Consider the following 24,122-nt stretch of genomic DNA (forward strand, 5'->3'; position numbering starts at 1 on the left):
AAATGCCCGGACCATTTTCCACATACCGTACTACTGAAACGATACAAAATGATCCGGGGGTGCCTTCATCATTTAGTGATTCTCATCCTAATCGTTTGTGTTCTATGAAGATCCTCGCCGTTTGTATCAATAACTTGCTTATACCAGTAAAAACTATCTTTATAATGGAATTGCCCATTTCCATTACCTTCATCATCATAGTCCACATAAATAAAGCCATATCTTTTGCTCATTTCAGCAGTACCTGCACTGATGATGTCGAAAGGCGCCCAGGTACAATAGGCAAAAACATCTGCCCCTTCATGTATTGCCTCTTTCAGTGCTGCAATATGCTCCTGGTGGTATTCGATGCGATAATCGTCATGAACTTTATTGTCCGCTGTTAAAACATCTTTAAATCCAAGACCATTTTCAGCCACCATCATGGGAACATGATACCTGTCCCAATACTTAGACATGCAGAGATATAATCCTGAAGCATTTATAGACCAGCCCCAGCGATTCGCTTTCAAATGGGGATTTTTGACGGTAGAATTAGGGTCCATCGTATTCTCACTAGCTTTAACAGTATTTGACCAGTAATAAGAGACTGCAAGGAAATCGGCTGTATTGTTCCAAAGCAACTCTTTCTCCGATTCCGTAATTTCCAGCTGGATGTCATGGTCTTCGAAATACGTCAATGCATATTCTGGATACTCTCCTCGAATCAGAACATCGCTGTAGAAATATTGCATTCGATTCCGTCTGAAATTCAGTTCGACATCTGCAGGTTCACATGAATAAGGGGCGGTTAACGTATCGGCCAACATCATTCCCATTTGAAGGGATGGATTTAGCTTGTGGCCAAACTCAGTAATCTTTGCAGAAGCTACGAATTGGTGATGAACCGCTTGAAACTGAGACTGCTCGTAATGATCAACTTTATCTTTCAGTATGCCAAGGGAGGCAAATGCCTCTTTGTGGACAAGGTTAATTTGATTGATAATGATCCAATATTTAACGGTTTGATGATATCTTTGCAGGACGGTTTCCCCATACTTCACGAAGAAATCAATCAGTTTCGGGTTTGTCCAACCGCCATATTGCTCAACCAAATTTAAAGGCATTTCATAATGGAAAATCGTGACGATTGGCTCAATATTTTTTTCTTTCATGTACTCAAATAATCGATCATAGAAGGCCAAACCCTGCTCGTTTGGAGCGGTATCATCTCCATTCGGAAAAATCCTGCTCCAAGAAATAGACAACCGCAACGTTTTTACATGCATGTCTGCTAACGCATCGATATACTCACGGTATCGTTCGTAGAAATGTACTCCTTGGCGCTTAGGGAAATAGTATGTCCCATGTTTGTATTTTTCGTATGTTTCTGAATCCATGTTATTAAAATGTAGATCAATAGGATCAGCTCCTGGAATAAACGGCTGAATATCAGCGGTACTTAACCCTCTTCCATCCCTGCGATGTGCACCTTCTACTTGATTAGCAGCAATAGCCCCTCCCCACAGAAAGTCTTTTCTTATTTTGCTCATGTACGTTTCCCCCAAATGTATTTAAAATTTTTGTACGATAAAGACTCCTGCAATAACCAAAAGAGCTCCCAATAATCGAGGAATATTCAAAGTGTGCATACTAGCACCAATTAATCCAAAATGATCAATGATCACCGACACGATTATTTGTCCAGCTAAAACGTATCCAACCGTAGCTGCTACTCCTATTCTGGGCATGAGAATGGTTGTCGCCAATACATAGAAAGCACCCAGTAGTCCTCCTGTCCACATCCACCAGGGAGCTTCAAACCATTCTTTTTTGAACAACGATCCTTTTACAAAAAAAGATATGATTATTAATGAGATGGCACCTACTGTAAAAGAAATGGCCGAAGCAACAATAGGTGATCCCACCACTGTCCTTAGCTGCGCATTAACACTAAATTGTGTAGGCAAGGCCATTCCTGCCAATAATGCGAAAATTATGAATATGATAGCCATGTATTTTCCCCTTTCTCTTACTTTGATCAATTAGCCAATCTGAAATTGAACGAAGTGCTTCAATAAATCGTTTATCCGATTTTAGAACCACGAGAAAAGAAAATACCAAAAGAACGGTTTCAAGTGTGTCCATTGCAAAAGTAATCCCGCCTCACAGTATTATCCCCTCTCAAATTCTGAAGATTGAATATCTCCTACAGATGAGTCAATAATATATCTTAAATATGGGAATACTAGATTGATCACCTTCTCAATTTATCGATTAATCATTGACAACCCGAGTATAATTCACGCAGTATAATAAGTAAAATTAATAATAAGTATAGGAGGTATACTAAATACTTATATGGATATTAATTATGAACTCTATAAGATCTTCTATATCACAGTAAAAGCTGGAAGTATGTCTAATGCGGCAAAGGAACTATTTACATCACAATCGGCAGTTAGTCAGTCCATAAAACTGCTTGAAAATAAGCTAGGTGGACAGTTGTTCCATAGAAGGGCACAAGGAGTGTCCCTTACTGCGGAAGGAGAGATATTATATCAATATGTAGAACAAAGCTATGAGTTATTACAGGCGGCTGAAAGAAAATTTTTGGAATTAAGGAATTTAGATGCTGGCCAACTAAGAATAGCCGTAAGCACAACAGCTTGTAGTAACTTCTTGATGCAATACCTAGAGACATTCTCCTTGGCTTACCCTAATATCGAGATTTATATCAAAGATCAATCTACTCATTCTACAATTAAGCAGCTAGAGTCAGGCGAAGTTGACATAGGAATCATCAATCTGAACGGAAGCAGAGATTCTCTGACGGTGATTGGAAAAATAGAAATACAAGATTGTTTTGTAGTAGGTGAGAGATTTAAAGAAATATGTGATAAACCAATATTCTTAAAAGAACTAGTAGTAAATTACCCGATCATTCTCATGCAGAAAGGACTTAATACAAGAAAATATATTGACAACTTTTTCACTTCATATGGCTTAAAAGTAATACCTAAAATAGAACTGAGTACCATGGAACTGTTAATTGAGTTTGCTAAAAAAGGTTTGGGCATATCGTGTGTAATCGAGGATTTTGTTCGCAGCGATTTGGATCAACAACAGCTATTCATAGTGCCCATCCAAGAAATCATACCTAAAAGGTTTTTAAGTATTGCTATCAAAAAAGACTTGCCCCTTTCTTCAGCAGCTCAGAAGTTTATTGAGCTTTTTCAAAGCTGCACAGTATAAATTTATAAATTGGGTTATCTATTAAAGAATTGTCTAAAAAAAGCTCACTAAGGGCTTCTTATTTGACAGTCAACGAACCTCGCTTCAACCGCTCCAGAATGAGGTCGTCTGCTCCTGCGACAACTGGATGGTCGGTATAGTGAGCATTAAATAGGTAGATATCTAATCGGCAATGGAATAATCAAGTTCTTGTCCTTGGCTCGGAGCATGAACTTGATTTCTTAAAACAAAAAAGCCGTCATTTAGGCGGCTCCTAATGCAACATGGCTTTTGTCATCCGACATTTTTTTATTAACTCAAAGCTCAAGTTTACCAACCAATTTTTTTGAATCAATCTCCTCGTTCCGACATGACGTACCAACCGCAGTGCCCTTCGGCTGTTAAAAGTATAAATTTTTAGAAAATTCATAACTTTGGAACTATTTTTTTTCACAAAATTTAATGAACCGAAAACACAAAATAGCAAGTCTCTAAGTTGCAAGAGACTTGCTATTTTTAAGTTTTGGCGACTTGACCCTTAAGAATGAAGTGAATACTGCCACAGCGAACGTACCGAAAACATTTGTTGTGTGATGTATACTGTGTACGAATCGAATCGTTTTTGTTGCCGAGCGCATCACAACCGAGTGAGCTTCTACCCTGTGACCAGACAGGAAACGAACCCTTTGAAACCACTTACCAGATATTCTGATAAGCCCTCGTAAATCACGGCTTTTAGATGACAAGGGATTGCCGCACCTGTTCACATAACCGATTTAAAATGGTGTGCGTCATGTAGAAAAATTCTTGGTAATTGGATGGCTGCGTTTATGGATTTTCTAATTTATTGCTAGCAAAACTTTGGATTAGAAGGATCGTAAATTATGATCTGAAGATTGTTGAGAATTAATGATTATATTTTCAACATAATCACCAGCTAGTTTAAGCTGAAGGTCAACAAAGTGCTCAACGCATTCACCTTATGCTTATGCCGTTCTTCTTTAGTCCATTGCTCGATATTCTCTAGGCGCTCTCCTGGTTATTTCCTTGAAGTTACGATGAAAGGTTCTTAAATTGTTATAACCACACTTGATTGCAACTTCACCAATCGCCTGCTGGGAATTTTTCAGCAAATAGCATGCCTGTGAAATCCGAAAATGATTTAAGTAGTCTGTGAAGGTGATGTTCATTTGTTGGACAAACAACTTTGATAGATAAGGATAGTCATACTGCAGATATTTTGCAATGTCTTTTAATGTGCAATCAGTAGAATAATTTTCCTCTACATAAAGCAGCATCTTATAGAGCACCTTTGTCTGAGGTGATTGCTTAACTAGGGTAAACGATTTCTGATTTATCAGATCAGCACAAACAGCATATAAAAAACTTTTCTGGCTATAGATTGAATTCAGCTTACTAAAATCAATAGCTCTCTCCAAATGCAATGCACTGTCATTTGGAATTAAGCCTTTTAAATTCATAAAAAAGTCGCCGATCAACTCTGGCGAAAAAAGGATGATTGTAATATTAGAGTAATCGATGGTCTTAAATTCATGCATTTGATTTATAAAGATAAAGACCAGATCATTTTCCTTCAAAAGATACTCTTTTTGATCAATGGATACATATAGCTGTCCATCATTAACATAGATCATTTCATATGCTCGGTGAAAATGAAGGGGAAAGCTATAATTCTTCAAAGGAAAAAAATGAAAGAATTCTTCCCCCTCCATTCCATGTTTTTCAAATAAGACCATACAACTCTCCTTTGCCAGAACACTAATATTGTCTTAAAGTGTACTATATTTTGGATAGAATTAACAAATATTATTTCCTATAATAAAATAAATTGAATTTAAAGGAGGATATAAGACTATGGAGTATCACGTAGCAAAAACTGGTTCAGATCACGGCCAGGGGAGTCAGGAAGATCCATTTCTGACAATCAATAAAGCAGCTTCTGCTGCTGTGGCAGGAGACACGGTTATTGTCCATGGAGGGGTATATCGTGAATGGGTAAAACCAAAATTTAAAGGATTAAGCACCAAGAGAAGAATTACTTATCAAGCTGCAAAAGGTGAAAAAGTAATCATTAAAGGCTCAGAGCATATTCAAAGTTGGCAGCATGCAGAAGAGAATGTTTGGAAGGTTGTATTGCCGAATGAGTTTTTTGGTAACTATAACCCATATGCTCTTGAAGTGTCCGGAGATTGGCTCGTAACAATTGAGGAAACCAAGCATTTAGGAGACGTTTATTTAAACGGTATGTCTTTTTATGAAGTTAGCCGCTTTGAACAACTGATCGATCCGAAGGTTACAACAGAAGTATTGGACCACTGGACAAGAAAAATGGTTCCTGTTCATAATCAGGAACAGACAAAATATGTCTGGTTTGCAGAAGTGAATGCTGATAATACAACCATATATGCGAATTTCCAAGGCGCTGATCCGAACAGAGAATTTGTTGAGGTTAACGTTCGCAGATCTTGTTTCTATCCCCAAGAGACAGGGATTGATTATATTACAGTAAGAGGCTTTGAAATGGCGCAGGCCGCAACACCATGGGCACCTCCGACAGCGGATCAGCCTGGACTGCTTGGCGCCAATTGGAGCAAGGGTTGGATTATTGAAAACAATATCCTTCACGATGCAAAATGCAGCGCCATCAGTATTGGTAAAGAAGCCTCCACCGGGCATAATTATCGCTCCGTCCGGAAAGACAAACCCGGATACCAGTACCAGCTTGAATCTGTCTTTTCTGCTGAACGTAATGGCTGGTGCAAGGAAAAAATCGGCTCCCATATTATCCGTAATAATACGATTTATGATTGCGGTCAAAATGGAATTGTGGGTCACTTGGGCGGTGTCTTTAGTGAAATTCATCACAACCATATATATAAAATTGCTCTGAAACGTGAATTCTACGGTCACGAAATTGCAGGAATCAAGCTCCATGCAGCCATAGATGTCCAGATTCACCATAACCGTATCCATGACTGCTCTTTAGGATTATGGTCAGATTGGCAGACACAGGGAACAAGGATTAGTAAGAATTTATTTTATAGCAATAATCGTGATTTGTTTGTTGAAGTAAGCCATGGGCCATATATCGTTGATCACAATATAATGGCTTCTGAATATTCTCTGGACAATGTGTCACAGGGTGGAGCTTACATAAACAACCTAATCTGCGGTAAGATGAATCATTGGAAAGAAATGACACGATCTACACAGTATCACCTCCCCCACAGCACCAAAATCGCAGGTTTTTCTTTCATTTACGGCGGTGATGACCGTTTTTATAATAATATTTTCATTGGAGCTGATGGATTAGAAGGTGTCGGAACGTCCCATTATAAAAACCACACGGCTTCTTTAGAAGCGTATATTGAAAACGTACACAAAAATCCCGGAGACGCTGAAATATTTAACTTGGTGGAACAACCTGTTTATATTAATAACAATGCGTATTTGGCCGGAGCAGAACCGTTTGAAAGAGAAAAAGATAAGATAGTTGACAAAAGCTTTCATCCAAACTTCAGAATAGTTGATAAGGGAGAAGAAGTTTATCTTTCCTGTGAATTACCGGAAAATTTCGATGTTTTTCTAGGTGAAGTACATTCAACAGCAACATTAGCACGGGTACGTATCGTTGACGCTGAATTTGAGCGCCCCGATGGTAGTGAAGTGATCCTGGATACTGATTTGTTGGATATGCAGAGAGTAGAAAAGTCTCCAATAGGGCCGATTACACTTTTGAAAAAAGGTAAAAATTATATTAAAGTTTGGTAATCCCTTATAGAAAAAGCCTTACACCTCTATAAATTATGGTGTAAGGCCTCTTTCACTGATATCGCTTGAATATTTTTTCAAATATAAGATTTTTGAATTTAATTTTATTAATGATCTGGCACATTTAGGCTTGCATCACGTTCTAGAGAACATCAACAACGATGTGTCACTACCCTTGAAATCTTAATCTTCTGAACTAATCGTTCAAAATTACGATCTTACCATTCGCATCATTACTCTCCATTAAAAGATGAGCTTCCCGGATTTCTTCTAGCTTGAAAACTTTAGCAATCGGCGGAACAATTCCATATTCTTTAATATGATAGAACAGGTCGATTAGTACGTTTTCTTTGATAACTTCACTTGTAAATGCCGTAAAATAAACACCTGTCGGTATATCAATTAACGGTTCAAAGGAATCAAGTGTCCATTCATTTCCCAGTATCCCTGACATGCATAAGGTCCCTTGCTCTGAAACCAGTTGCAATGATTCCTTTATTGTGACGGTACCGACCAACTCCAGGACCTTGTCTACGCCATTTGGAGCGATTTTATAAACTTCTTTTGTAAAATACTCATCATCGAGTAAAGCAAAGTCTGCTCCAGCCTGCTGAAGATATGCCAGCTTTCCGCTGTTCCTAGTGGTTGATATGACTGTGGCGCCTGTACTTTTTGCTAGCTGAAGGGCAGCCAGACCAACAGAACTCGTCCCACCGCGAATGAGAAGCACTTCGTCAGCAGTTAATTGGAGACATTCGAATAAGGACGCATACGCCGTATAATACATTTCTGGAATTGCAGCGAGCTCAGTCCATTTCATTTCAATTGGAATGGAATAAACCTGTTTTGAAGGAATCAAAACATATTCAGCATAACTTCCATCAAATTCTCGGCCTAATCCCCCCATTAATGAAGCAACACGCTCCCCTTTTTGAAATGTGCTGTCAGATGGATCTTCGATCTGCCCTATGCATTCAATACCAATAATCCGTGGGAATTTGACGGATGGGGAATGTCCCTGTCTTGTAAACATTTCAGAGCGGTTTATTCCAAAAGCTTTGATCTTAACAAGTACCCAACCTGGTTTAACTTTGGGGATTGGAACTTCTTTTATCTTTAGTTCTTCAGGTTTACAGGCCCCTTCCAGTACAACAGCCTTCATAAAAGTGATCTCCCCGATCTAATGTAGATTCGTTTTTCAAACTGAATGAATAATGCATTCGTTCCAATAGCGAGACACGCTGACAATACACTTCCCCACAGAATCTTATCTATATTCATGGTTCGTAAGCCATCATTTAATATCGAGCCTAACCCGCCTGCATTTATAAATGCTGCTATAGTCGCCATTCCAATCGTAGATACGGATGCTAGCCTTAATCCTGTAAAAAGAGCTTTGATGGCCAAAGGCACACGAACATGAAGCAATACCTGAATACGGCTCATACCAAGCCCAGTGGCTGCCTCAATAATAGACTGTTCAACATGATTCAAACCTGCAATAAACTGACGTAGTAGGATATATTGGTTATATGCTATGAGCACGGTGATCGCTGTCGTTTTACCCAAGCCTGTCACGGGGATCATGATTGCGAAAAGGGCCAAGCTGGGAATTGAATAAAGAATCGAAAAAATATAAATGAGTAACCTGGATATCGTTTCTGAAGTCAGGGCTAAAATTGTTAAGAGTACTGTGACGACAATGGAGATCAGCATGATCACAATTAGCATCTCCACATGCTCCAGTAATGCAATTCCTAACTTATCCGGATGCTTAATGGCATATTCGATCACTTTAACCCCTCCCAGAAACGTTCTTGCTCTCTTGAAGATTGAATAAGCGATGCGACAAATTCATCTGCGGGATGAGCAACAATTTCTCTTGGCGTATCAAACTGACAGGCTTTACCTTGATTCATGATTATTACCCTGGTTCCCAGCTTAAATGCTTCATTGATATCATGCGTTACGAATAGGAAGGTTTTCTTAACTCCCCCATGAATCCGCAAAAGTTCATCCTGCAAATTTAGACGAGTCATGGCGTCTATGGCTCCAAAAGGTTCATCCAATAACATTGTATTAGGATTTGTTGCTAAGGCCCTAGCTAGTCCAATTCTCTGTTGCTGACCTCCCGATAGTTGAGAAGGGTAACGATTTAGGTAGTTTACTGGATCTAACCCAACCAAAAGTAACAATTTGTGCACCATTTCTTCCACCTTCGTTTTTTCCCATTTCAAAAGCCGGGGCACAGTAGCAATATTTTGTCCAATGGTCATATGAGGAAACAAACCCACTTGCTGAATAACATAGCCAATCCTTCTCCGTAGCGCTACAGGATCAATTTCAGCAATGTCATCACCAAATAGTTTTATCTTCCCTTGGGTAGGTTCAATTAAACGATTTACCATTTTCAATAGTGTGGTTTTTCCTGATCCGGACGAACCCAGTATGGTTATAAATTCGCCTTCCCTAATAGACAGATTGACATGATCAACAGCTAAGTCATTGGAGTTTGCGTATGTTTTGCACACATTTTGGAATTCAATTGCTATAAGACTCATGTTATCCCCCACACTCATTTAATTGAGTCATAAAATTCTTTTGCCACATCTTCATATTCTTTTTTATCCACGTCCACTTTTGCATTCAAGGCGGTTACCGTTTCCGTATCCAGCGCCGCACTCACCTTATTAATAACCTCAGCTATCTCTGGATTTGTATCCAGCACATTATCACGAACAACAGGAGCCAAGTTATACGGAGGCCATACTTGTTTGTCATCTTTCAACAGTGTGAACTGATCTTTATTAACTAGTTGCCCTTCTGTTGTGTAAGCTGGGGCAACATCCGCTTCATTGTTTTTAAGCACTTCATATTTCAAGCTGTTATCATATACTTTAGATGACTTCCAATTGAACTTACCATACACTTTCTCTAGGGCTGGAATTCCGTCTGCACGTTGGTCAACTTCTCCTTGTGAGGCGAATCGAAGCTTACTTACATGTTTTTGTAGATCAGTAATTGTAGTAATTCCTAGATTTTTAGAAACTTCCGAACGAATAACAAGTCCTGCTCCATCATTTGCTTTAGAGTAATCTAGCCAAGTAATTTTAAATTGCTTTTTATATTCTTCCTTAACTTTCTTATAAACCGCGTCAGGATCAGTGAGCATATCTACTTTCAATATGGATAATAAACCGGTACCTGTATATTCTGGATACATATCGATATCGTTGTTAACAATAGATGAATGGATAACGGAGCCCGCAATATTGGGTACTCGCTCTACCTTATATCCCGCACCCTCTAAAGCCAAAGCGTAAAGTTCACCCACAATCAAATTCTCAGTAAAATCTTTCGTACCGATCCGTATCGTTGCTGCTTTATCTTCAGCATTTTCTGTTTTATCACCACATGCACTTAAAATGAGCGACAATACAAGAAAAATTGAAATTGAAAAATACAGTTTTCTCTTGTTTCTAGACATATCTTTTACCTACCTTTTCAAAAATCTATATTTAAACAAAATACGCTCGGACATATCAAGCATTACCCCGACTGTAATTGCTAAAATTCCCACCGAAAACCCACCAATCAAAAGTAAATCCACTCGATTAAGTCCTAAACCAGTAAAGATGATTTCCCCTAATCCACCCGCTCCTATTTTGGCAGCCAGGGTAGCACTCGCAATGACCTCAATGGCAGCTATTTTAATCCCTGTCAGAATCATTGGCGCAGCTAATGGGAATTTGACTCGCCACATTACCTGTTGTTCTGACATACCCACTCCATGAGCAGCTTCAAGCAAAAAAGAGGGAACAGACTCTAAACCGGCTATCATATTCATTAATATAGGAGGAATTCCCAACAGTACCAGGGCAATTAAAGCTGGTTTTGTTCCCGTCCCCATAATAGGGATTAGAAGGAGTAGAACAGCTAAACTAGGCATAATTCTTAGAACTTGGAACAAGGATACGATCCATTTCTCTGTTCGTTTGTACTTACAGGTTACGTAACCCAACACAATTCCAATGGAGGCAGAGCAGAGTAAAGCTAGTAAACTTATTATTATATGCTCTTTCCCAGTTGCTAAAAAAACATGCATGTTATTTGAAAAGTAGGCTGTTAATTGCATCCATAAGCTGCCATTCAAGGTTTCTCCACCTTTCGTTTAATTTGCTTTTTCCTCGACCGCTTTATAATATAAGCAATATAATCGTTTTGAAAGTAGGCACCTTTTTATTAGATAGGAACCAAAAAGTAACTATTGGAGGATTAGACCGAATGATTACAAAAAAAGAGTTGCCTCTTTGTCCGGTGGCGACAACGGTTGGACTTATAGGAAACAAATGGAAGTTGCTAATAATGAGAGACCTTTTGAAAGGAACCAAACGTTTTGGTGAACTTCGTAAAAGTATTCCAGAAATCAGTCAAAAAGTTCTAACAGAAAATTTGCGGTCTATGGAAGAGGATGGTATCGTCATTCGAACCGTGTATGCCGAAGTACCACCTAGAGTCGAATACAGCTTGAGTGATTTAGGGAATACTTTAAGACCCATCATTAATGTTATGGAAACGTGGGGTTTGGAATATCATAAGCTCAATGAGGAAATTCCTCGTAACATGAAGGATTCTTAAAAAACTGAGCCCGATTAAGTGTTTTGAGGACGAGAATGACAAGCCTTTGAATATTTTAAAAACAACGGAGGACTAAGGTTAACATTAGTCCTCTTGGTTATTGTTCGTGCAACTGATAGTCACACCAACTATTTTGTGTAAAGTTTCAATAGCTAACCTGCAACAACGGAGATGATCAACTTTTAGAATATAAATTGGACCAGGAACATATAGAGCAGTGTACCGCCAGCGATGGATATCAGCATGTTTCTTCTCCAGAGATGCAGCATAATAATGACGACAATGGAAATCAATTCGGCCACACCATGAGACCCAGAGAAAAAAGTGACATCCTTAACACTGTAAATGACCAGCAGTCCTAAAGCTGCCGAGGGAAGCACTTTGCCGAGATACTGTACATATTTAGGTGTGGGACGTCCCGAAGGGAACAAAATAAATGGAATAAATCGGGTCATTATCGTTCCCAAGACGACCATTCCTATCGTTGTGATGTTTTCAAACAAAGTCATGGACATCGTGTCTCTCACCTGTCTTTCTATCTAGTGATTTTCTCATGAAGGAGAGCACGATAAGAAGACCTATCATAGATGGAACGATGAAATTTTCGCTATTAAAAATAAGCAGACAAAGGATCGAAATTCCCAAACCCAACACTGCACTATGATGTGTGCTCTCTTTCATCCATTGTTCAACAAAGATCACAACAAAGAGCGCTGTCATCACAAACTCAAGCCCCTCCATATTAATGCGCACCAGAGATCCGAAAAATCCACCAATGGCAGCGCCAAATACCCAGTAGCTATGATTAAGCAGAGTTACGAAAAACATATACCATCCCTTGTCCACTTCTTTGGGAATGTTTGCAGTGTAATTAATTGAAAACGATTCATCACATAGTCCAAAAATTAGATAGAACTTTTTGAATCCGGTGCCTCTGTATTTTTCAAGCATGGATATGCCATAAAATAAATGCCGGGCGTTCACCATTAAGGTCATTAGCAAGGCACCTAGTGGATTGAACGGACCGAGCAGTAAATGCACTGCAACAAATTCCATGGATCCGGCAAAAATAAATAGGGCCATAAGGATCGCATACCCCGCACCAAAGCCAGATATATTCATAAGAATGCCGTAGGCAATCCCTAGAAACAAGAATCCAGCCAGTATGGGAAGTGTGGAAGGGAAAGCTGATTTAAAGGCCAATTGAAGCTTACTTCTGTGTATCATCGTTGCTACATCTCCTTGACAAGATTACATTTCTTCGTTAGTTTAGCAATGCAAATACATACAATCAATGATACAATTGTATGCATTACAATATTGTGAGGTGTGCTATGCCATTTAATTCGTTTGAACATTATCCGATGTCGTGGAAACCTGACAGGGATAGATTGCAACGACCGCTTTATCGCTCTCTCGCCCTATTGCTGGAACATGACATCAGACATGGCTTTTTGGCTCCGGGTACAAAACTTCCCCCTCAGCGGGAGCTGGCCGATTTTTTGGATGTGAACTTCACAACGATTACACGCGCATACAAGCTTTGCGAGCTTAAAGGATTAATTCATGGTGTGACCGGAAACGGCACCTTTGTTTCAGCCAACGCGGCTCGGTCGGTCACCATTTCAAAAGATCCATCCTCAAACGTACATATTGACCTTGGTTTTGTTGCCTCATTTGAGCAAACCAATGATCTGGTTACTGAGGCCTTAAAGCACGTGGTAGAGAAAAGTTATCTGGAACAGCTATTGAATTACAATGATCCTGCAGGTATCCCGCATCATAAACTGGCTGCTCTCAATTGGATGAAGGCTTTTGGCATCCAGGCCGATACTGAACATATGGCGATCGTTTCAGGAGCCCAAAATGCATTAGCTATTACACTCTTAGCACTGTTTGAACCCGGGGACCGAATTGCGGTTGACCAGTATACGTATGCCAATTTTATTGAAGTCTCCAAAATGTTTCGTATCAAACTAGTTCCCATTTCAGGGGATGAGTATGGTATGTTACCTGAAGCTCTGGAAGACCAATGTTCTCAATCGAATTTACATGGTGTGTTTTTAATGCCTTCCTGCGCTAATCCCACGACCATTGTAATTCCGGAAAAGCGAAAAAAAGAATTAGCTCAGATCATTCAAAAACATCATTTGATCCTGATTGAGGACGACATTCATGCCTTTTTGTCAGCGGACATTATAGATCATTATGGTCAGCCGATGTATCAGCTGCTCCCTGAACAAACGGTTTATATTTGTAGCACCGCCAAATCCATCTGCTCAGGTCTTCGAGTGGCCTATATCGTGTTTAACGAAGCATTCAAAGACACAATGATGAAGGCCATATACAACGTCAACGTCAAAACATCCTCTTTGGACGCAGAGATCGTAACTGAGCTGATTCTGTCAGGAAAAGCAAATATGATTGTTACGAAGAAAAAACAATTGGCCGAGACAGCCAACCAGTTATTTGCTGAATTCTTCCCAAATACTCTCCACGGGGGACATCCACTGAGTTTTTATCGATGGCTACGTTTACCAAAAGTTATGCACGAAGCTTATTCTGAAGGTTTTTTTCTGGAAAAAGGGGTTCGTGTATTTCATTCCAATCGATTTCTGAGCGGTGGGAATGCAGAAGAAAATTATCTAAGAGTAGCGCTTTCATCCACTAGTTCTTTAGAGGAATTAAGAAGAGGATTAGAGATTTTAAGAGAGAGCCTCGAATGAATTGATGTCTTGATGCGTATAGCTACATTCAAAGGCTCAGGCATTATTTTATTTATATTTCATAACAAAGTACGAATGTTCACAGCACAAACAGTGTATGTCTTTTATTCGTCTAAAATGGAAAGCTTCCCTATGTAGCTTCCATTTTAAACGAACATTTGTCCTACTTAGCTACATATCCATCGAACAAAGAACACCATCAGATGTCGTATTGAAATGAACCTCTACGAACTTGGAACAGCGCCAATTTGTTGAAGTAATCCAAGCATATCGGGTTGACCATATTCTTCTACAATTTGCCCATCAGAGAATCGATAAAAATTCATCGCTTGAACCTCGATGGTTTTCCCTGTTGGAGGAAAACCGAAGAAACTGCCTTGGTGCGTACCTCGCATAATGAATCGCGCAGCCACCTTATCGCCTTCAGCAACCATCTCCTTCAGTGTCCATTGGATATCAGGGAAGCCAGTTCGCATCATTTGGATAATTGCAAGATATCCATCCGGTCCCTTCATCGCATCTTCCCGTGCTGGGACATAGAAAATCGCATTTGGGGCAATAAGTTCTTCTGCTAGCTTTACGCTAGCCGTATTTATGAACTCTGTAAACCGGTGCATCTGTTGTTTATTCGCTTCAATTGTCATTCTCAAATTCCTTTCAAAATTTTTTATCCTTTTCGTTTCGTGCCCATCACCATTGAAGTAAAAGGTTCCTGCTTGATCAGTAAATCTCCCTCACACATCAATATCATAATTGATAACTAAAGACTTCAAAGTTACAATATTAATTTAACCTAGGTTTTCAAATTCATAATAAGTTCGCTCGTGTTTTTTGTGAAGTAGGCACCTTAATGTTCTATAGTAACCATTTGGTAACTAATAATACTTATTTATTCATTCATTTCATCAACGTTATATTCGAAAAAATCAAAATCAGCATATTGTTGATGTTTAACACGATCGGCACAGGTCAAGCCAACAAAACTACCTGTAAACTCACCATACTTGCTATATTCATCAGAGAATATCGTGGTATCTAAGCCAATTCCAATAGCTTCATATTCTTTACCGTCATAACTCCTGAGCGACTGAAAATGTGTTCCTGCATAAAAGCGAAGCGTATACGCAATATTGCTGTAGGACGTAATCGGATTGTTCGCTGCCTGGTCCACATCCTGGGAGTTTACCGTCAACGGTTGTTCGCTAATTTTCCAGCTTGAACTGCCTCCCGTAATGAGAAACAACGAAATATCTCTAACATAGCATACGTCCCCCCTTTCGTTGATCCAGCTGTTAAGTCTCTTAGCATCCAGCCAATGAATATGTATTTTGTGGTTATGGATTGTTCTTACCAGTATATTGACATATCAGGTCTTCCGTCTTCTTCACATCTGCCAATAAGAGGCGATCAGCGGATGAAGTCTACCATTTTGTAGCTTTACTATGTCCACTGCAGTTACGTGGTTAACAAAAATGCTGACATCTATGTAACTCGATGTCAGCAGTCAGAAATCAGCACTGTCCATTGCTGTAAAGATACACTACGAAGTCAATAACCTTCAGCAGAATAAAAATAGTGAGTAGTTCTTCACCCATCCACCACATCTGCTTGCAAATCTGTTGCAATTTCAATCATCTTAGGCACGACAGCCTCATCGGAAATAGCCACATACACATCCCCCATGTAATGGCGAAAAGGTATTTCTACGTCAGCATACTTCCACATGAAAAAATCTCCCTCAATCGACATGGTGCTCTCAGCACCTTGTATAATAAGCACTCGTGAATACGAAAAGTCTGGCTGGGATGCAAAGTAATCTTTGCACTCCTCCAGGGAAATGGATTGCTCCACCGGACTTTCCTGCATGGAACGGGTGATTCGAAAACGCTGGTTCATTGATCTGCCTCCACAATTATGATTAAGAAATTCTGGCTTTCATACCTTATAATGTCCACTTGCTGATGTCAATGTTGATGGAACTATATGGATATTTATTATGTTTTCAAGCAGTTACTTTTAGGATGCATGTTCAAACTGACTGTTGTATAGATCAGCATAGAAGCCGCCTTTAGCCAGCAATTCCTCATGGTTACCCATTTCGATAATGTCACCATCCTTCATGACCAGAATCAGATCCGCATTCTTGATCGTCGAAAGTCGGTGAGCAATCACAAAGGAGGTTTTCCCCACAGTCAGCTGGTCCATCGCTTGTTGAATCAGCAATTCCGTACGCGTATCAACCGAGCTTGTGGCCTCATCCAGAATGAGCATGGGTGAATCTTCAATCATCGCTCTTGCAATGGTAATCAATTGCTTTTGACCGGCGGAGAGATTGGCTTTGTCGTCCAGCACTGTATCATAGCCCTGCGGCAGTGTTTTAATGAAGCTGTGCAGCCCCACCGCTCTACTAGCAGCTTCCACCTGCTCATCGGTAACATGATCTTTGGAAAAGACGATATTGTCACGAATCGTTCCTTCGAACAGCCAGGTATCCTGAAGCACCATACAGAATAATTCATGAATATTCTCACGCGTTAATTGACTAATCGGGGTTCCGTCAATGTAGATTTCTCCATCGTTCAGCTCATAAAACCGCATGAGCAAATTCACGAGCGTGGTCTTACCAGCACCTGTCGGACCAACAATGGCAATTTTCTGACCAGCTTCAGCTTTCATGGAAAAGTCCTTGATAATCATACGATCTGTATTATAGCCGAAACGGACATGTTTGAATTCGACATCCCCTTTGGCGGTGTCCATCTTTATGGTCTTGTGACGCTCATCTGCCAATTCTTCTTCACCCAGAAATTCGAATACACGTTCACTGGCGGCAGCCGCCGACTGCAGATTGGTTGCGGCCTGTGCCAGCTGCGACAAGGGCTGTGTAAACAGACGAATATACACCATGAAGGCGACAATAGTTCCGATAGTTATAGTCTGTTGGTTGACCAGCAAAGCTCCCACGACACAAACCGCGACATAACCAAAATTTCCAATGAACATCATGACTGGCATCATCAGACCAGACATGAACTGGGACTTCCATGCATTTGTATATAGGCGGCTGTTAATGCCATGAAACACTTCCTTGGCTGCTTGTTCCCCGTTATATACCTTGACTACGTTATGACCAGCATAGGTTTCTTCGATATGACCGTTGATCTGGCCAAGCTCCGCTTGCTGTGCTACAAAGTATTTCTGTGAATGCTTCATAATCACGCTCATCAGGCAAAAGCCGATCAGCGTAGCTACAATTCCGGTAATGGTCATGATCCAGTTTGTATAAAGCATCATAATCAAGGCGCCCACGAAGGTAGCCAGTGCACCGACAAGCGTGCCGAGACTGTTGTTTAACGTTTGTCCGATGGTATCGACATCGTTGGTTACGCGGCTAAGCACATTACCGTAACTCGTAGAGTCAAAATACTTCAAAGGCATATAATCGATTTTTCGAGACAGCTCTGTCCGCATCTTCTTTGTAAGACGCTGTGAGACGGTTGCTGTAATGAAGCCCTGGAAATAGTTAAAGATAAGACCAAATCCATATAAAAGCGCCAATACAAGAACAATCTTCTGAACAGCACTTACATCAATCCCGGTTACGATTCCTTCCTGAATCAGGTTGGCAATATCACTGAGCTTATCCGGGCCAATCACGTTGAGGGTGGAGCCGACCAGGGCCAGTACCATAGCTAGTACAATCATAGGCACATAGGCCTTGCTGTAGGATACAAGCTGGCTGATGGTCTTTTTAAAATTATTCGCTTTTTCACCAGCACCCTTGCCCCCCGCAGGGCCTTTACCCATGGGACCTCCCTGATTCATTTTCATTTGCTGGCTGTCGACGGTGTGTTCATTCTTATCCATGTATGAGTTCCTCCTTCGAAAGCTGCGAATATGCGATCTCCTGATAGGTGCTGCAGTTCGTCATCAGCTCTTCATGCGTGCCGCTCCCTACAATCTCTCCCTGGTCCAGCACGATAATCCGATCAGCGTCTTTGATCGTACCTATGCGCTGACCAACGATAAGTGTCGTAGCGTGGCCGGTTTCTTTTTTGAGAGCGGAGCGCAGAATCCGGTCTGTTCTGTAGTCTAGTGCCGAGAAGGAATCATCGAAAATATAAATCTCCGGCTGACGGTAGATGGCACGCGCAATGGACAGCCGCTGCTTTTGACCACCGGACACATTCGCTCCACCTTGCGAAATTCTACCCTGATATTGACCATCCATTTTTTCGACAAACTCCGTTCCTTGAGCAATACCAACGGCTTCTTTGACAAGTTTCTCCGAAGCTCCTGCTCTTCCGTTATCACCGTACGAAACGTTGGATACCACCGTACCGTTGAACAGTACAGCTCTCTGAGGAACATACCCGATTTTGTTATGGAGTGCCTGCTGATTATAGTTCCTGACATTCACACCGTCCACGAGTACCTCTCCCTCGGTCACATCATAGAAACGGGGAATCAGATTGATCACGCTGGTTTTGCCACTGCCTGTAGCGCCAATAAAGGCAACCGTCTCGCCTCGTTTCGCCGTGAAGCTGATGTTGCGAAGCACGGCCTCCTCCGCGTCCGGATATTTGAAGCTGACATTACGGAATTCCACTTGCCCCATAACGCTCTCTTCTCCAGTCGTCTCATGCCCATTAACGATGCTGGATTCGGTATTCAAAACCTCCATGATCCGTTTGGCAGAGATCGAGGCGCGAGGCATCAGGATGAATATCATACTTACCATCATAAAGGCCATAACCACCTGCATTGCATAAGAGGAGAATACGACCATATTGGAGAACAGCGTGATGCGGTCTGGTACGGCCGCCCCGTTAATCAGGTAAGCGCCGATCCAATAGATAGAGACACTCAGACCTGACATAATAAAGGTCATACCTGGGCCAATCATCGTCATTAAACGGTTCGCAAACAGGTTTGTATTCGTCAACTCGACGTTAGCCTGCTCGAACTTCTCCTGCTGATACTGATCTGCATTATAAGCGCGTACTACCCGAAGTCCGATCAGATGCTCACGTGTTACCCTGTTCAGATTATCGGTGAGACGCTGGATTCTCTGGAAACTTGGAAGAGCGAAAACAACAATGACACTTAGCATCAGGATCAGAGCAGCCACGGCCGCTCCTGTGGAGGCGGTCCACTGCCAGTTTTTATCCGCAATCTTCACAATGGCCCACACGGCCAGAATCGGTGCCTTGATGATCACCTGCAGCCCCAGCGCAACCACCGTTTGAATCTGCGTAACATCGTTCGTGGAGCGGGTAATGAGGCTTGCCGTCGAAAAGTTATTCATCTCTTCCATTGAAAAGGATAAGGTCTTGTCAAAGACCATCGCACGCAGACGCATAGCCAGCCCTGCAGCCACCTTTGCCGCGAAATATCCCACAATAATAGATGCAATCATACTGCCGACGGCACAAAACAACATGTAACTGCCGGGAATCAGCAGTTCTGACACAGGCGTTCCTTCCGTTTGCAGCTTGGTCGTGATTTCCGCCATATAATCAGGTAGCTTCAGATCAAGCCACACCTGCACAACGATGAAGGCTAGGCTGCAAACCACAAGCATCCATTCATTTTTCTTGAGATATTTGAATATCTTTAGCATTCTGTTGCTCTCCTTTTATCTGATAGTCTTTGATGTTTGGTGAAGTATAGTGCATCCTGCTCTGCATAGAAATTCAGCTTCTAGAGACAATAAGCTTAATGAGTCGGATCAGTTCTTTGGCATCTTCTTCGTCTAACTTTCGAAGAACATTCTCGGTCCATGCGATTCCTTCATTATACCTATCAATCATAAATTGCTTACCTGAATCCGTAATGAATACAATCACTTTACGTTTGTCGTTGACATCAGTACGCCGTACAACTAGTCCTTTCTTCTCCAGGCTCTTCAGTGCCGTTGCCACCCGTCCCGTACTAACGGACAAGTATTCGCTCAAGTGGCCAGAGGTAACCCCGTCCTTATTGAAATTCAGACAAATGAGAATCCCCATTTCGCCACGTGAAAAGTGCCCTCGTTCCTCTAATGCTGGTTTCCGCGATTTGACGATATACTCGAATAGTTCTTTCGCTAATGCTTTATAATCCAATGGTCACAACACCTTCTCCCTAATACCTTATAGTATGAGATAATTAATCTTATAGTATAAGATAATAATAATGTCGGGTTACAAAGTCAATTAGAGAAAATATGGAATACAAAAAAACCTTCGTAACCAGCTTGCATTTTTACCAATTTTTCTACACAAAAGTCCAATGGAAATGACAAAAGAAAACTTGAGGAGCAGTTTGCAACAGATATGGAGAAATCTCATGAATCTTGAAAAGGACCGGATCAGTACGGCTCAAATAATATTACTTGGGCTTTTCTCACTTATCGGGGATATGTAAGAGACTGCTTCTAAAAGTAAAGCAGCAGCTCACTAGGACTTGAAAAATAAAGTCTTAGACTGCTGCTGCTTTTACCAACATTCACTTCTACCATTAAAATCAAAGATACTACTACTATTTTTAAAAGCATTTCTGATAGCAGCATTTCGCTGTTCAAGCAACCATCTCCCGCCACTCAACTGTGACCCATGATATCAACAAGATCAAACTATTAGGAACGGAGCGCTTTCCGAGCTACAAAAGGTGAATTTCCTTACAACCTAATAAAACCAGGATGTAAACAGATTGTTAACCGGTTTATAGATCATCATGACCAGAAGCAATGGGCTCGGCACATTGATTTTGTACAAGGAGCAGACCACTACACCAATGCCCGTGATCCAAAACAAGCCCCAGACCAGAAGGTCACGGCGCCTGCTTCCTCGTGTCAGCAAAGGCACATCGATGACCGCACAAACCGCTGCTGTTGCCAGAAAAAGCAGTAACACCATTGCGCTCACTCCTTGATATCTTCAATAAAAGATTTGTCTGTAATACCAATTCGGTTAATCGACACGCTGGCTTTGTAATGGATAGGTAGCGATTTTAGGTAATTGTCCCCTTTTTTCTGTTGTAGCCTAGCCCAAGCTTGGGGGTTGGCACGGTAGATCAACTGTCCAAAGCCCATAATATCCACATTATAGCGCTCATTAATTTGCTTAACTGCAGTTTTCATCCGCAAGATAATTCGTTCTTCCGATTTCCTTTCCAGCCCTGTAATCACGCGCTCTGCTTCCAGATTATCTTTGCTCATTACCTCTTCAACATTACACAAGGCCTTTACATGGATGTAAATATGTGGTTCACCGTCAATAATCTTGACTTTACGTTTGGTGTCTGTATGAAGTGCTTCAATGACGATGGGCCGTCCGTCGTCTCCTATTACAGAACCTGAGCTTTTGACAACGTTATTGGTGATATAATTGTAGCCAATCGTCTCGTTATCGCTTAACCACCCGATCATCTTATCCTTCCGAAATACGGCTATATTACTGTACTGTAATTTGGCTGTGGGCGAGCTATCTTCCACATTGCTCTTCTTTTCGCCCTCACTAACACTGCCGGACATCTTCACTCCGGTTAGCACCGGATTCTTCCCCTCGTACAACAAATCTTCAATAAATTGGTTCAAAGAAACAGCGACTGTTTTGCCCGATGTCTTATAAGATTTGTCCAGGGAATTATATAATTTACTTGCCGGCAATCTCTCTAGCGGGGTAAGGACCTTCAGAACATCTTCGGCAGTGGTGTCTTTGGCGACCATGGCATAGTAATCATTACGCGGCTCTCGGCTCCGCTTCATCATATCAAGTGCCTCGCTAATTCCTGCCCGGGCAAGCTCCTCTCCAATCACCAGTATACGGATATGTCCATAGTAGCCGGCTCTCGCACTTTCCAGACTGTACTTGCGCTGGGCTTCATAAATCGTTGGGACCGTAAAGGTAGATACAATCACTGGCACCCCGGCACCTCCCGTCCCTCCCGCCGCCTGCGAGGCAATTGCTGAAGGAATAACCACCTGCAGTGTAACCTTATAGCCAGATTCAGCCTTATCTAGCCCCATTCCCAGCACAAAGGCCATTTCATTTAACTCCTGTCTTTCCCAGCACCCGCTGAGCAGCATAGGGACCAAAAGGGTAAGCAGCAGTCGCGAAACAGTTTTACGGTTTTTTGGGCTCATCTGCCGACTCCTTTTGCTTGGTTGTGCTTTGACGGTCAAGATTTTGAATCATACTTTCTGCCGGCCTTGTCTTTAAACGCGGCCAGGTAAAGCGGAAGATGGAATCCTTCAGATCATTTGAACGGTATGGACCGATCGGACTCATATAGGGCATGCCAAAAGAACGCAGACTCGCCAAATGCAGCACGATTAAAAAGATACCGAATAGTATTCCGTATAGTCCAATAAAGCCAGCTAGTCCGATAAGAACAAAGCGAATGATTCTTGCAGCGATCGACATGCCCGTCTCTGGTATCACAAAACTGGATATGGCCGTAATGGATACAATGATAACCATTGCTGATGAGATAAAGCCCGCGGCAACCGCCGCCTGTCCTATTACAAGTGTTCCAACAATGGATATCGCCTGCCCTATATTTTTTGGAATCCTCACTCCCGCCTCCCGCAAAATCTCATACGTTAATTCCATGAGTACTGCCTCCACAAATGCAGGAAAAGGAACGCTTTCTCTCTGTGCGGCAAGGCTGATAACCAGATTGGTAGGGATCATCTCCTGATGATAAGTCGTAACCGCCACATAAAATGAAGGCGCAAGCAACGTAATGAAAAAGGAAAGAAAACGGATGAACCGTAGCAAGGTGGCAATATCGGCCCGCTGATAATAATCTTCGGCAGATTGAAAAAAAGCGACAAAAAAGGTAGGCACCAACAGGACAAAGGGGGTTCCATCCACAAGAATCGCCACTTTGCCTTCCAGGATTCCCGCTGCGATAGTATCCGGCCGGTCGCTGTTATAGATCGTGGGGAACGGCGTAGCAGCCGTATCTTGAATAAACTCCTCAATATATCCGCTCTCCAGGATACTGTCCGTATCTATTTTGGCCAATCTGCGCTTCACCTCCTGCACCAGGTCAGGATTAGCGATGTTGGCGAGATACATAATGGATACACTGGTTTGAGTCACCTTACCAATTTGGAAGGTTTCTAGCCATAGCTGGCTATCTTTAATTTTCCTTCGAATCAGCGCCGTGTTTGTCCGCATATTTTCCGTGAACCCTTCCATCGGCCCACGTACAACTGATTGTGAGCTTGGTTCGCCTACATTGCGGTCCTCCCATCCAGGCAGTCCGATCCGTAGGGCGCTGGATGTTCCGTCAACCAGCACCATGATATTACCGGATAACAGCTCATGAACAAATTGCCCAAGGTCATGCGTGACGGATAGATCCCCCGCAATCAGCATACGTTTTCGCAAAAGCTCAATCTTCTGATTAGCATCAAGATCTCTCATTTGGTCAGGGGTACAACGTTCCTGAAGCGAAAATAATATGGAATTATGCAGAACCTGTGTATCCACAAGACCATCAATATAAAGCAAAGCGATATGCGTAGACTCATCCAATTCCAGCTTTTTAGTGATCAAATCGGTGCTTGTCCCGAGCAGTTGAACCAACTGCACCAAATTGTCCTCCAAGCGGTGTGATAATGTGCCAGTAATTGTATCCTTCATGTCACAACCTCCGCATTCCGTGAGCAAACTACAAATAGTATGACAGAAGAACTTGATAATTATCCCCTTAACATTCCTTTTCGACTATCAATTAATAATTATGTTATAAAATCAC

24 protein-coding genes are annotated in these 24,122 nt (G+C 41.6%); 4 read left to right on the top strand and 20 right to left on the bottom strand.

Going from position 1 to position 24,122, the window contains the following annotated elements; all coding sequences use genetic code 11:
- Positions 1 to 68: 68 nt before the first annotated feature.
- Positions 69 to 1,532: a glycoside hydrolase family 1 protein gene (locus MHB54_RS27000; RefSeq protein ID WP_340982064.1), complete on the bottom strand. Its 1,464-nt coding sequence runs from the start codon at positions 1,530 to 1,532 to the stop codon at positions 69 to 71.
- Positions 1,533 to 1,553: 21 nt separating this feature from the next.
- Complete coding sequence (locus MHB54_RS27005) at positions 1,554 to 1,994, bottom strand: DMT family transporter (protein ID WP_023988632.1); 441 nt, start codon at positions 1,992 to 1,994, stop codon at positions 1,554 to 1,556.
- Positions 1,995 to 2,340: 346 nt separating this feature from the next.
- Here MHB54_RS27005 and MHB54_RS27010 point away from each other — a divergent pair, with 346 nt between their 5' ends.
- Entirely contained in the window at positions 2,341 to 3,234 is an 894-nt protein-coding gene (locus tag MHB54_RS27010) for a LysR family transcriptional regulator (protein WP_023988631.1), read from the top strand.
- A gap of 980 nt (positions 3,235 to 4,214) precedes the next feature.
- Here MHB54_RS27010 and MHB54_RS27015 read toward each other — a convergent pair.
- Positions 4,215 to 4,970 (bottom strand): helix-turn-helix transcriptional regulator, encoded by a 756-nt coding sequence (locus MHB54_RS27015; RefSeq protein ID WP_053325454.1) that lies wholly within the window; start codon positions 4,968 to 4,970, stop codon positions 4,215 to 4,217.
- Between the two features lie 118 nt (positions 4,971 to 5,088).
- Between MHB54_RS27015 and MHB54_RS27020 the strand changes: the two genes are divergently transcribed.
- Complete coding sequence (locus tag MHB54_RS27020) at positions 5,089 to 7,005, top strand: right-handed parallel beta-helix repeat-containing protein (protein WP_340982065.1); 1,917 nt, start codon at positions 5,089 to 5,091, stop codon at positions 7,003 to 7,005.
- A 196-nt stretch (positions 7,006 to 7,201) separates the two neighbouring features.
- On the opposite strand, the gene MHB54_RS27025 is transcribed toward MHB54_RS27020, so the two are convergent.
- The 5 genes from MHB54_RS27025 to MHB54_RS27045 are packed head-to-tail and all read right to left on the bottom strand — an operon-like array spanning position 7,202 to position 11,158.
- Positions 7,202 to 8,167 (bottom strand): zinc-binding alcohol dehydrogenase family protein, encoded by a 966-nt coding sequence (locus MHB54_RS27025; protein WP_339202179.1) that lies wholly within the window; start codon positions 8,165 to 8,167, stop codon positions 7,202 to 7,204.
- Complete coding sequence (locus MHB54_RS27030) at positions 8,164 to 8,799, bottom strand: ABC transporter permease (protein ID WP_339202175.1); 636 nt, start codon at positions 8,797 to 8,799, stop codon at positions 8,164 to 8,166. The genes MHB54_RS27025 and MHB54_RS27030 overlap by 4 nt, the downstream gene beginning before the upstream one ends.
- Complete coding sequence (locus MHB54_RS27035) at positions 8,796 to 9,566, bottom strand: ABC transporter ATP-binding protein (RefSeq protein WP_264453770.1); 771 nt, start codon at positions 9,564 to 9,566, stop codon at positions 8,796 to 8,798. Before MHB54_RS27035 ends, MHB54_RS27030 begins: the two co-directional genes overlap by 4 nt.
- Before the next feature lie 14 nt (positions 9,567 to 9,580).
- The gene (locus tag MHB54_RS27040) at positions 9,581 to 10,492 is read right to left on the bottom strand and encodes a glycine betaine ABC transporter substrate-binding protein (RefSeq protein ID WP_028541278.1); all 912 of its coding nucleotides are present in this window, start codon (positions 10,490 to 10,492) and stop codon (positions 9,581 to 9,583) included.
- 9 nt (positions 10,493 to 10,501) lie between these two features.
- Positions 10,502 to 11,158, bottom strand: a complete 657-nt coding sequence (locus tag MHB54_RS27045; RefSeq protein WP_264453771.1) for an ABC transporter permease — start codon at positions 11,156 to 11,158, stop codon at positions 10,502 to 10,504.
- Between the two features lie 131 nt (positions 11,159 to 11,289).
- Here MHB54_RS27045 and MHB54_RS27050 point away from each other — a divergent pair, with 131 nt between their 5' ends.
- Positions 11,290 to 11,643 (top strand): winged helix-turn-helix transcriptional regulator, encoded by a 354-nt coding sequence (locus MHB54_RS27050; RefSeq protein WP_023988623.1) that lies wholly within the window; start codon positions 11,290 to 11,292, stop codon positions 11,641 to 11,643.
- Positions 11,644 to 11,825: 182 nt separating this feature from the next.
- Here MHB54_RS27050 and MHB54_RS27055 read toward each other — a convergent pair whose 3' ends face one another.
- Together MHB54_RS27055 and azlC are read right to left on the bottom strand one after the other, a co-directional pair.
- A complete protein-coding gene (locus MHB54_RS27055; RefSeq protein WP_023988622.1) occupies positions 11,826 to 12,158 on the bottom strand; it encodes a branched-chain amino acid transporter permease in 333 nt (110 codons plus the stop codon).
- Entirely contained in the window at positions 12,139 to 12,870 is a 732-nt protein-coding gene (azlC, locus tag MHB54_RS27060; RefSeq protein WP_264453774.1) for an azaleucine resistance protein AzlC, read from the bottom strand. Before azlC ends, MHB54_RS27055 begins: the two co-directional genes overlap by 20 nt.
- A 107-nt stretch (positions 12,871 to 12,977) precedes the next feature.
- Here azlC and MHB54_RS27065 point away from each other — a divergent pair, with 107 nt between their 5' ends.
- Positions 12,978 to 14,369 carry an aminotransferase-like domain-containing protein gene (locus MHB54_RS27065; protein ID WP_264454839.1) on the top strand — a complete coding sequence of 464 codons (1,392 nt, stop codon included), beginning with the start codon at positions 12,978 to 12,980 and terminating at the stop codon, positions 14,367 to 14,369.
- 224 nt (positions 14,370 to 14,593) lie between these two features.
- Here MHB54_RS27065 and MHB54_RS27070 read toward each other — a convergent pair whose 3' ends face one another.
- From MHB54_RS27070 to MHB54_RS27115, 10 genes are all read right to left on the bottom strand, one after another.
- Positions 14,594 to 15,013 (bottom strand): ester cyclase, encoded by a 420-nt coding sequence (locus MHB54_RS27070; RefSeq protein ID WP_071558739.1) that lies wholly within the window; start codon positions 15,011 to 15,013, stop codon positions 14,594 to 14,596.
- Between the two features lie 245 nt (positions 15,014 to 15,258).
- Positions 15,259 to 15,612 carry a beta-xylosidase family glycoside hydrolase gene (locus MHB54_RS27075; RefSeq protein ID WP_053325447.1) on the bottom strand — a complete coding sequence of 118 codons (354 nt, stop codon included), beginning with the start codon at positions 15,610 to 15,612 and terminating at the stop codon, positions 15,259 to 15,261.
- A 344-nt stretch (positions 15,613 to 15,956) separates the two neighbouring features.
- On the bottom strand, positions 15,957 to 16,265 hold the full coding sequence (locus MHB54_RS27080) for a hypothetical protein (RefSeq protein ID WP_025723019.1): 309 nt from the start codon (positions 16,263 to 16,265) through the stop codon (positions 15,957 to 15,959).
- 120 nt (positions 16,266 to 16,385) lie between these two features.
- Complete coding sequence (locus MHB54_RS27085) at positions 16,386 to 18,236, bottom strand: ABC transporter ATP-binding protein (RefSeq protein ID WP_264453775.1); 1,851 nt, start codon at positions 18,234 to 18,236, stop codon at positions 16,386 to 16,388.
- Positions 18,229 to 19,992: an ABC transporter ATP-binding protein gene (locus MHB54_RS27090; protein WP_023988614.1), complete on the bottom strand. Its 1,764-nt coding sequence runs from the start codon at positions 19,990 to 19,992 to the stop codon at positions 18,229 to 18,231. The genes MHB54_RS27085 and MHB54_RS27090 overlap by 8 nt, the downstream gene beginning before the upstream one ends.
- A gap of 73 nt (positions 19,993 to 20,065) precedes the next feature.
- Positions 20,066 to 20,476 (bottom strand): MarR family winged helix-turn-helix transcriptional regulator, encoded by a 411-nt coding sequence (locus MHB54_RS27095; RefSeq protein ID WP_160790024.1) that lies wholly within the window; start codon positions 20,474 to 20,476, stop codon positions 20,066 to 20,068.
- 311 nt (positions 20,477 to 20,787) lie between these two features.
- Positions 20,788 to 20,934 (bottom strand): hypothetical protein, encoded by a 147-nt coding sequence (locus MHB54_RS27100; protein ID WP_258296893.1) that lies wholly within the window; start codon positions 20,932 to 20,934, stop codon positions 20,788 to 20,790.
- A 103-nt stretch (positions 20,935 to 21,037) separates the two neighbouring features.
- Positions 21,038 to 21,268, bottom strand: a complete 231-nt coding sequence (locus MHB54_RS27105) for a hypothetical protein (RefSeq protein ID WP_023988612.1) — start codon at positions 21,266 to 21,268, stop codon at positions 21,038 to 21,040.
- A gap of 5 nt (positions 21,269 to 21,273) precedes the next feature.
- Positions 21,274 to 22,497, bottom strand: a complete 1,224-nt coding sequence (locus tag MHB54_RS27110; RefSeq protein ID WP_028541284.1) for a Ger(x)C family spore germination protein — start codon at positions 22,495 to 22,497, stop codon at positions 21,274 to 21,276.
- The gene (locus MHB54_RS27115; protein ID WP_028541285.1) at positions 22,478 to 24,007 is read right to left on the bottom strand and encodes a spore germination protein; all 1,530 of its coding nucleotides are present in this window, start codon (positions 24,005 to 24,007) and stop codon (positions 22,478 to 22,480) included. The genes MHB54_RS27110 and MHB54_RS27115 overlap by 20 nt, the downstream gene beginning before the upstream one ends.
- Between the last annotated feature and the right edge of the window lie 115 nt (positions 24,008 to 24,122).

Source organism: Paenibacillus sp. FSL M7-0802 (assembly GCF_038004945.1).
GTDB classification, from domain to species: Bacteria; Bacillota; Bacilli; order Paenibacillales; family Paenibacillaceae; genus Paenibacillus; species Paenibacillus polymyxa_B.

Bases quoted from the DNA above. Each gene is read 5' to 3' on its own strand.
- MHB54_RS27000 (WP_340982064.1), bottom strand. From the start codon at position 1,532: ATGAGCAAAATAAGAAAAGACTTTCTGTGGGGAGGGGCTATTGCTGCT.
- MHB54_RS27005 (WP_023988632.1), bottom strand. From the start codon at position 1,994: ATGGCTATCATATTCATAATTTTCGCATTATTGGCAGGAATGGCCTTG.
- MHB54_RS27010 (WP_023988631.1), top strand. From the start codon at position 2,341: ATGGATATTAATTATGAACTCTATAAGATCTTCTATATCACAGTAAAA.
- MHB54_RS27015 (WP_053325454.1), bottom strand. From the start codon at position 4,970: ATGGTCTTATTTGAAAAACATGGAATGGAGGGGGAAGAATTCTTTCAT.
- MHB54_RS27020 (WP_340982065.1), top strand. From the start codon at position 5,089: ATGGAGTATCACGTAGCAAAAACTGGTTCAGATCACGGCCAGGGGAGT.
- MHB54_RS27025 (WP_339202179.1), bottom strand. From the start codon at position 8,167: ATGAAGGCTGTTGTACTGGAAGGGGCCTGTAAACCTGAAGAACTAAAG.
- MHB54_RS27035 (WP_264453770.1), bottom strand. From the start codon at position 9,566: ATGAGTCTTATAGCAATTGAATTCCAAAATGTGTGCAAAACATACGCA.
- MHB54_RS27040 (WP_028541278.1), bottom strand. From the start codon at position 10,492: ATGTCTAGAAACAAGAGAAAACTGTATTTTTCAATTTCAATTTTTCTT.
- MHB54_RS27050 (WP_023988623.1), top strand. From the start codon at position 11,290: ATGATTACAAAAAAAGAGTTGCCTCTTTGTCCGGTGGCGACAACGGTT.
- MHB54_RS27055 (WP_023988622.1), bottom strand. From the start codon at position 12,158: ATGTCCATGACTTTGTTTGAAAACATCACAACGATAGGAATGGTCGTC.
- azlC (WP_264453774.1), bottom strand. From the start codon at position 12,870: ATGATACACAGAAGTAAGCTTCAATTGGCCTTTAAATCAGCTTTCCCT.
- MHB54_RS27065 (WP_264454839.1), top strand. From the start codon at position 12,978: ATGCCATTTAATTCGTTTGAACATTATCCGATGTCGTGGAAACCTGAC.
- MHB54_RS27070 (WP_071558739.1), bottom strand. From the start codon at position 15,013: ATGACAATTGAAGCGAATAAACAACAGATGCACCGGTTTACAGAGTTC.
- MHB54_RS27080 (WP_025723019.1), bottom strand. From the start codon at position 16,265: ATGAACCAGCGTTTTCGAATCACCCGTTCCATGCAGGAAAGTCCGGTG.
- MHB54_RS27085 (WP_264453775.1), bottom strand. From the start codon at position 18,236: ATGGATAAGAATGAACACACCGTCGACAGCCAGCAAATGAAAATGAAT.
- MHB54_RS27090 (WP_023988614.1), bottom strand. From the start codon at position 19,992: ATGCTAAAGATATTCAAATATCTCAAGAAAAATGAATGGATGCTTGTG.
- MHB54_RS27105 (WP_023988612.1), bottom strand. From the start codon at position 21,268: ATGGTGTTACTGCTTTTTCTGGCAACAGCAGCGGTTTGTGCGGTCATC.
- MHB54_RS27110 (WP_028541284.1), bottom strand. From the start codon at position 22,497: ATGAGCCCAAAAAACCGTAAAACTGTTTCGCGACTGCTGCTTACCCTT.
- MHB54_RS27115 (WP_028541285.1), bottom strand. From the start codon at position 24,007: ATGAAGGATACAATTACTGGCACATTATCACACCGCTTGGAGGACAAT.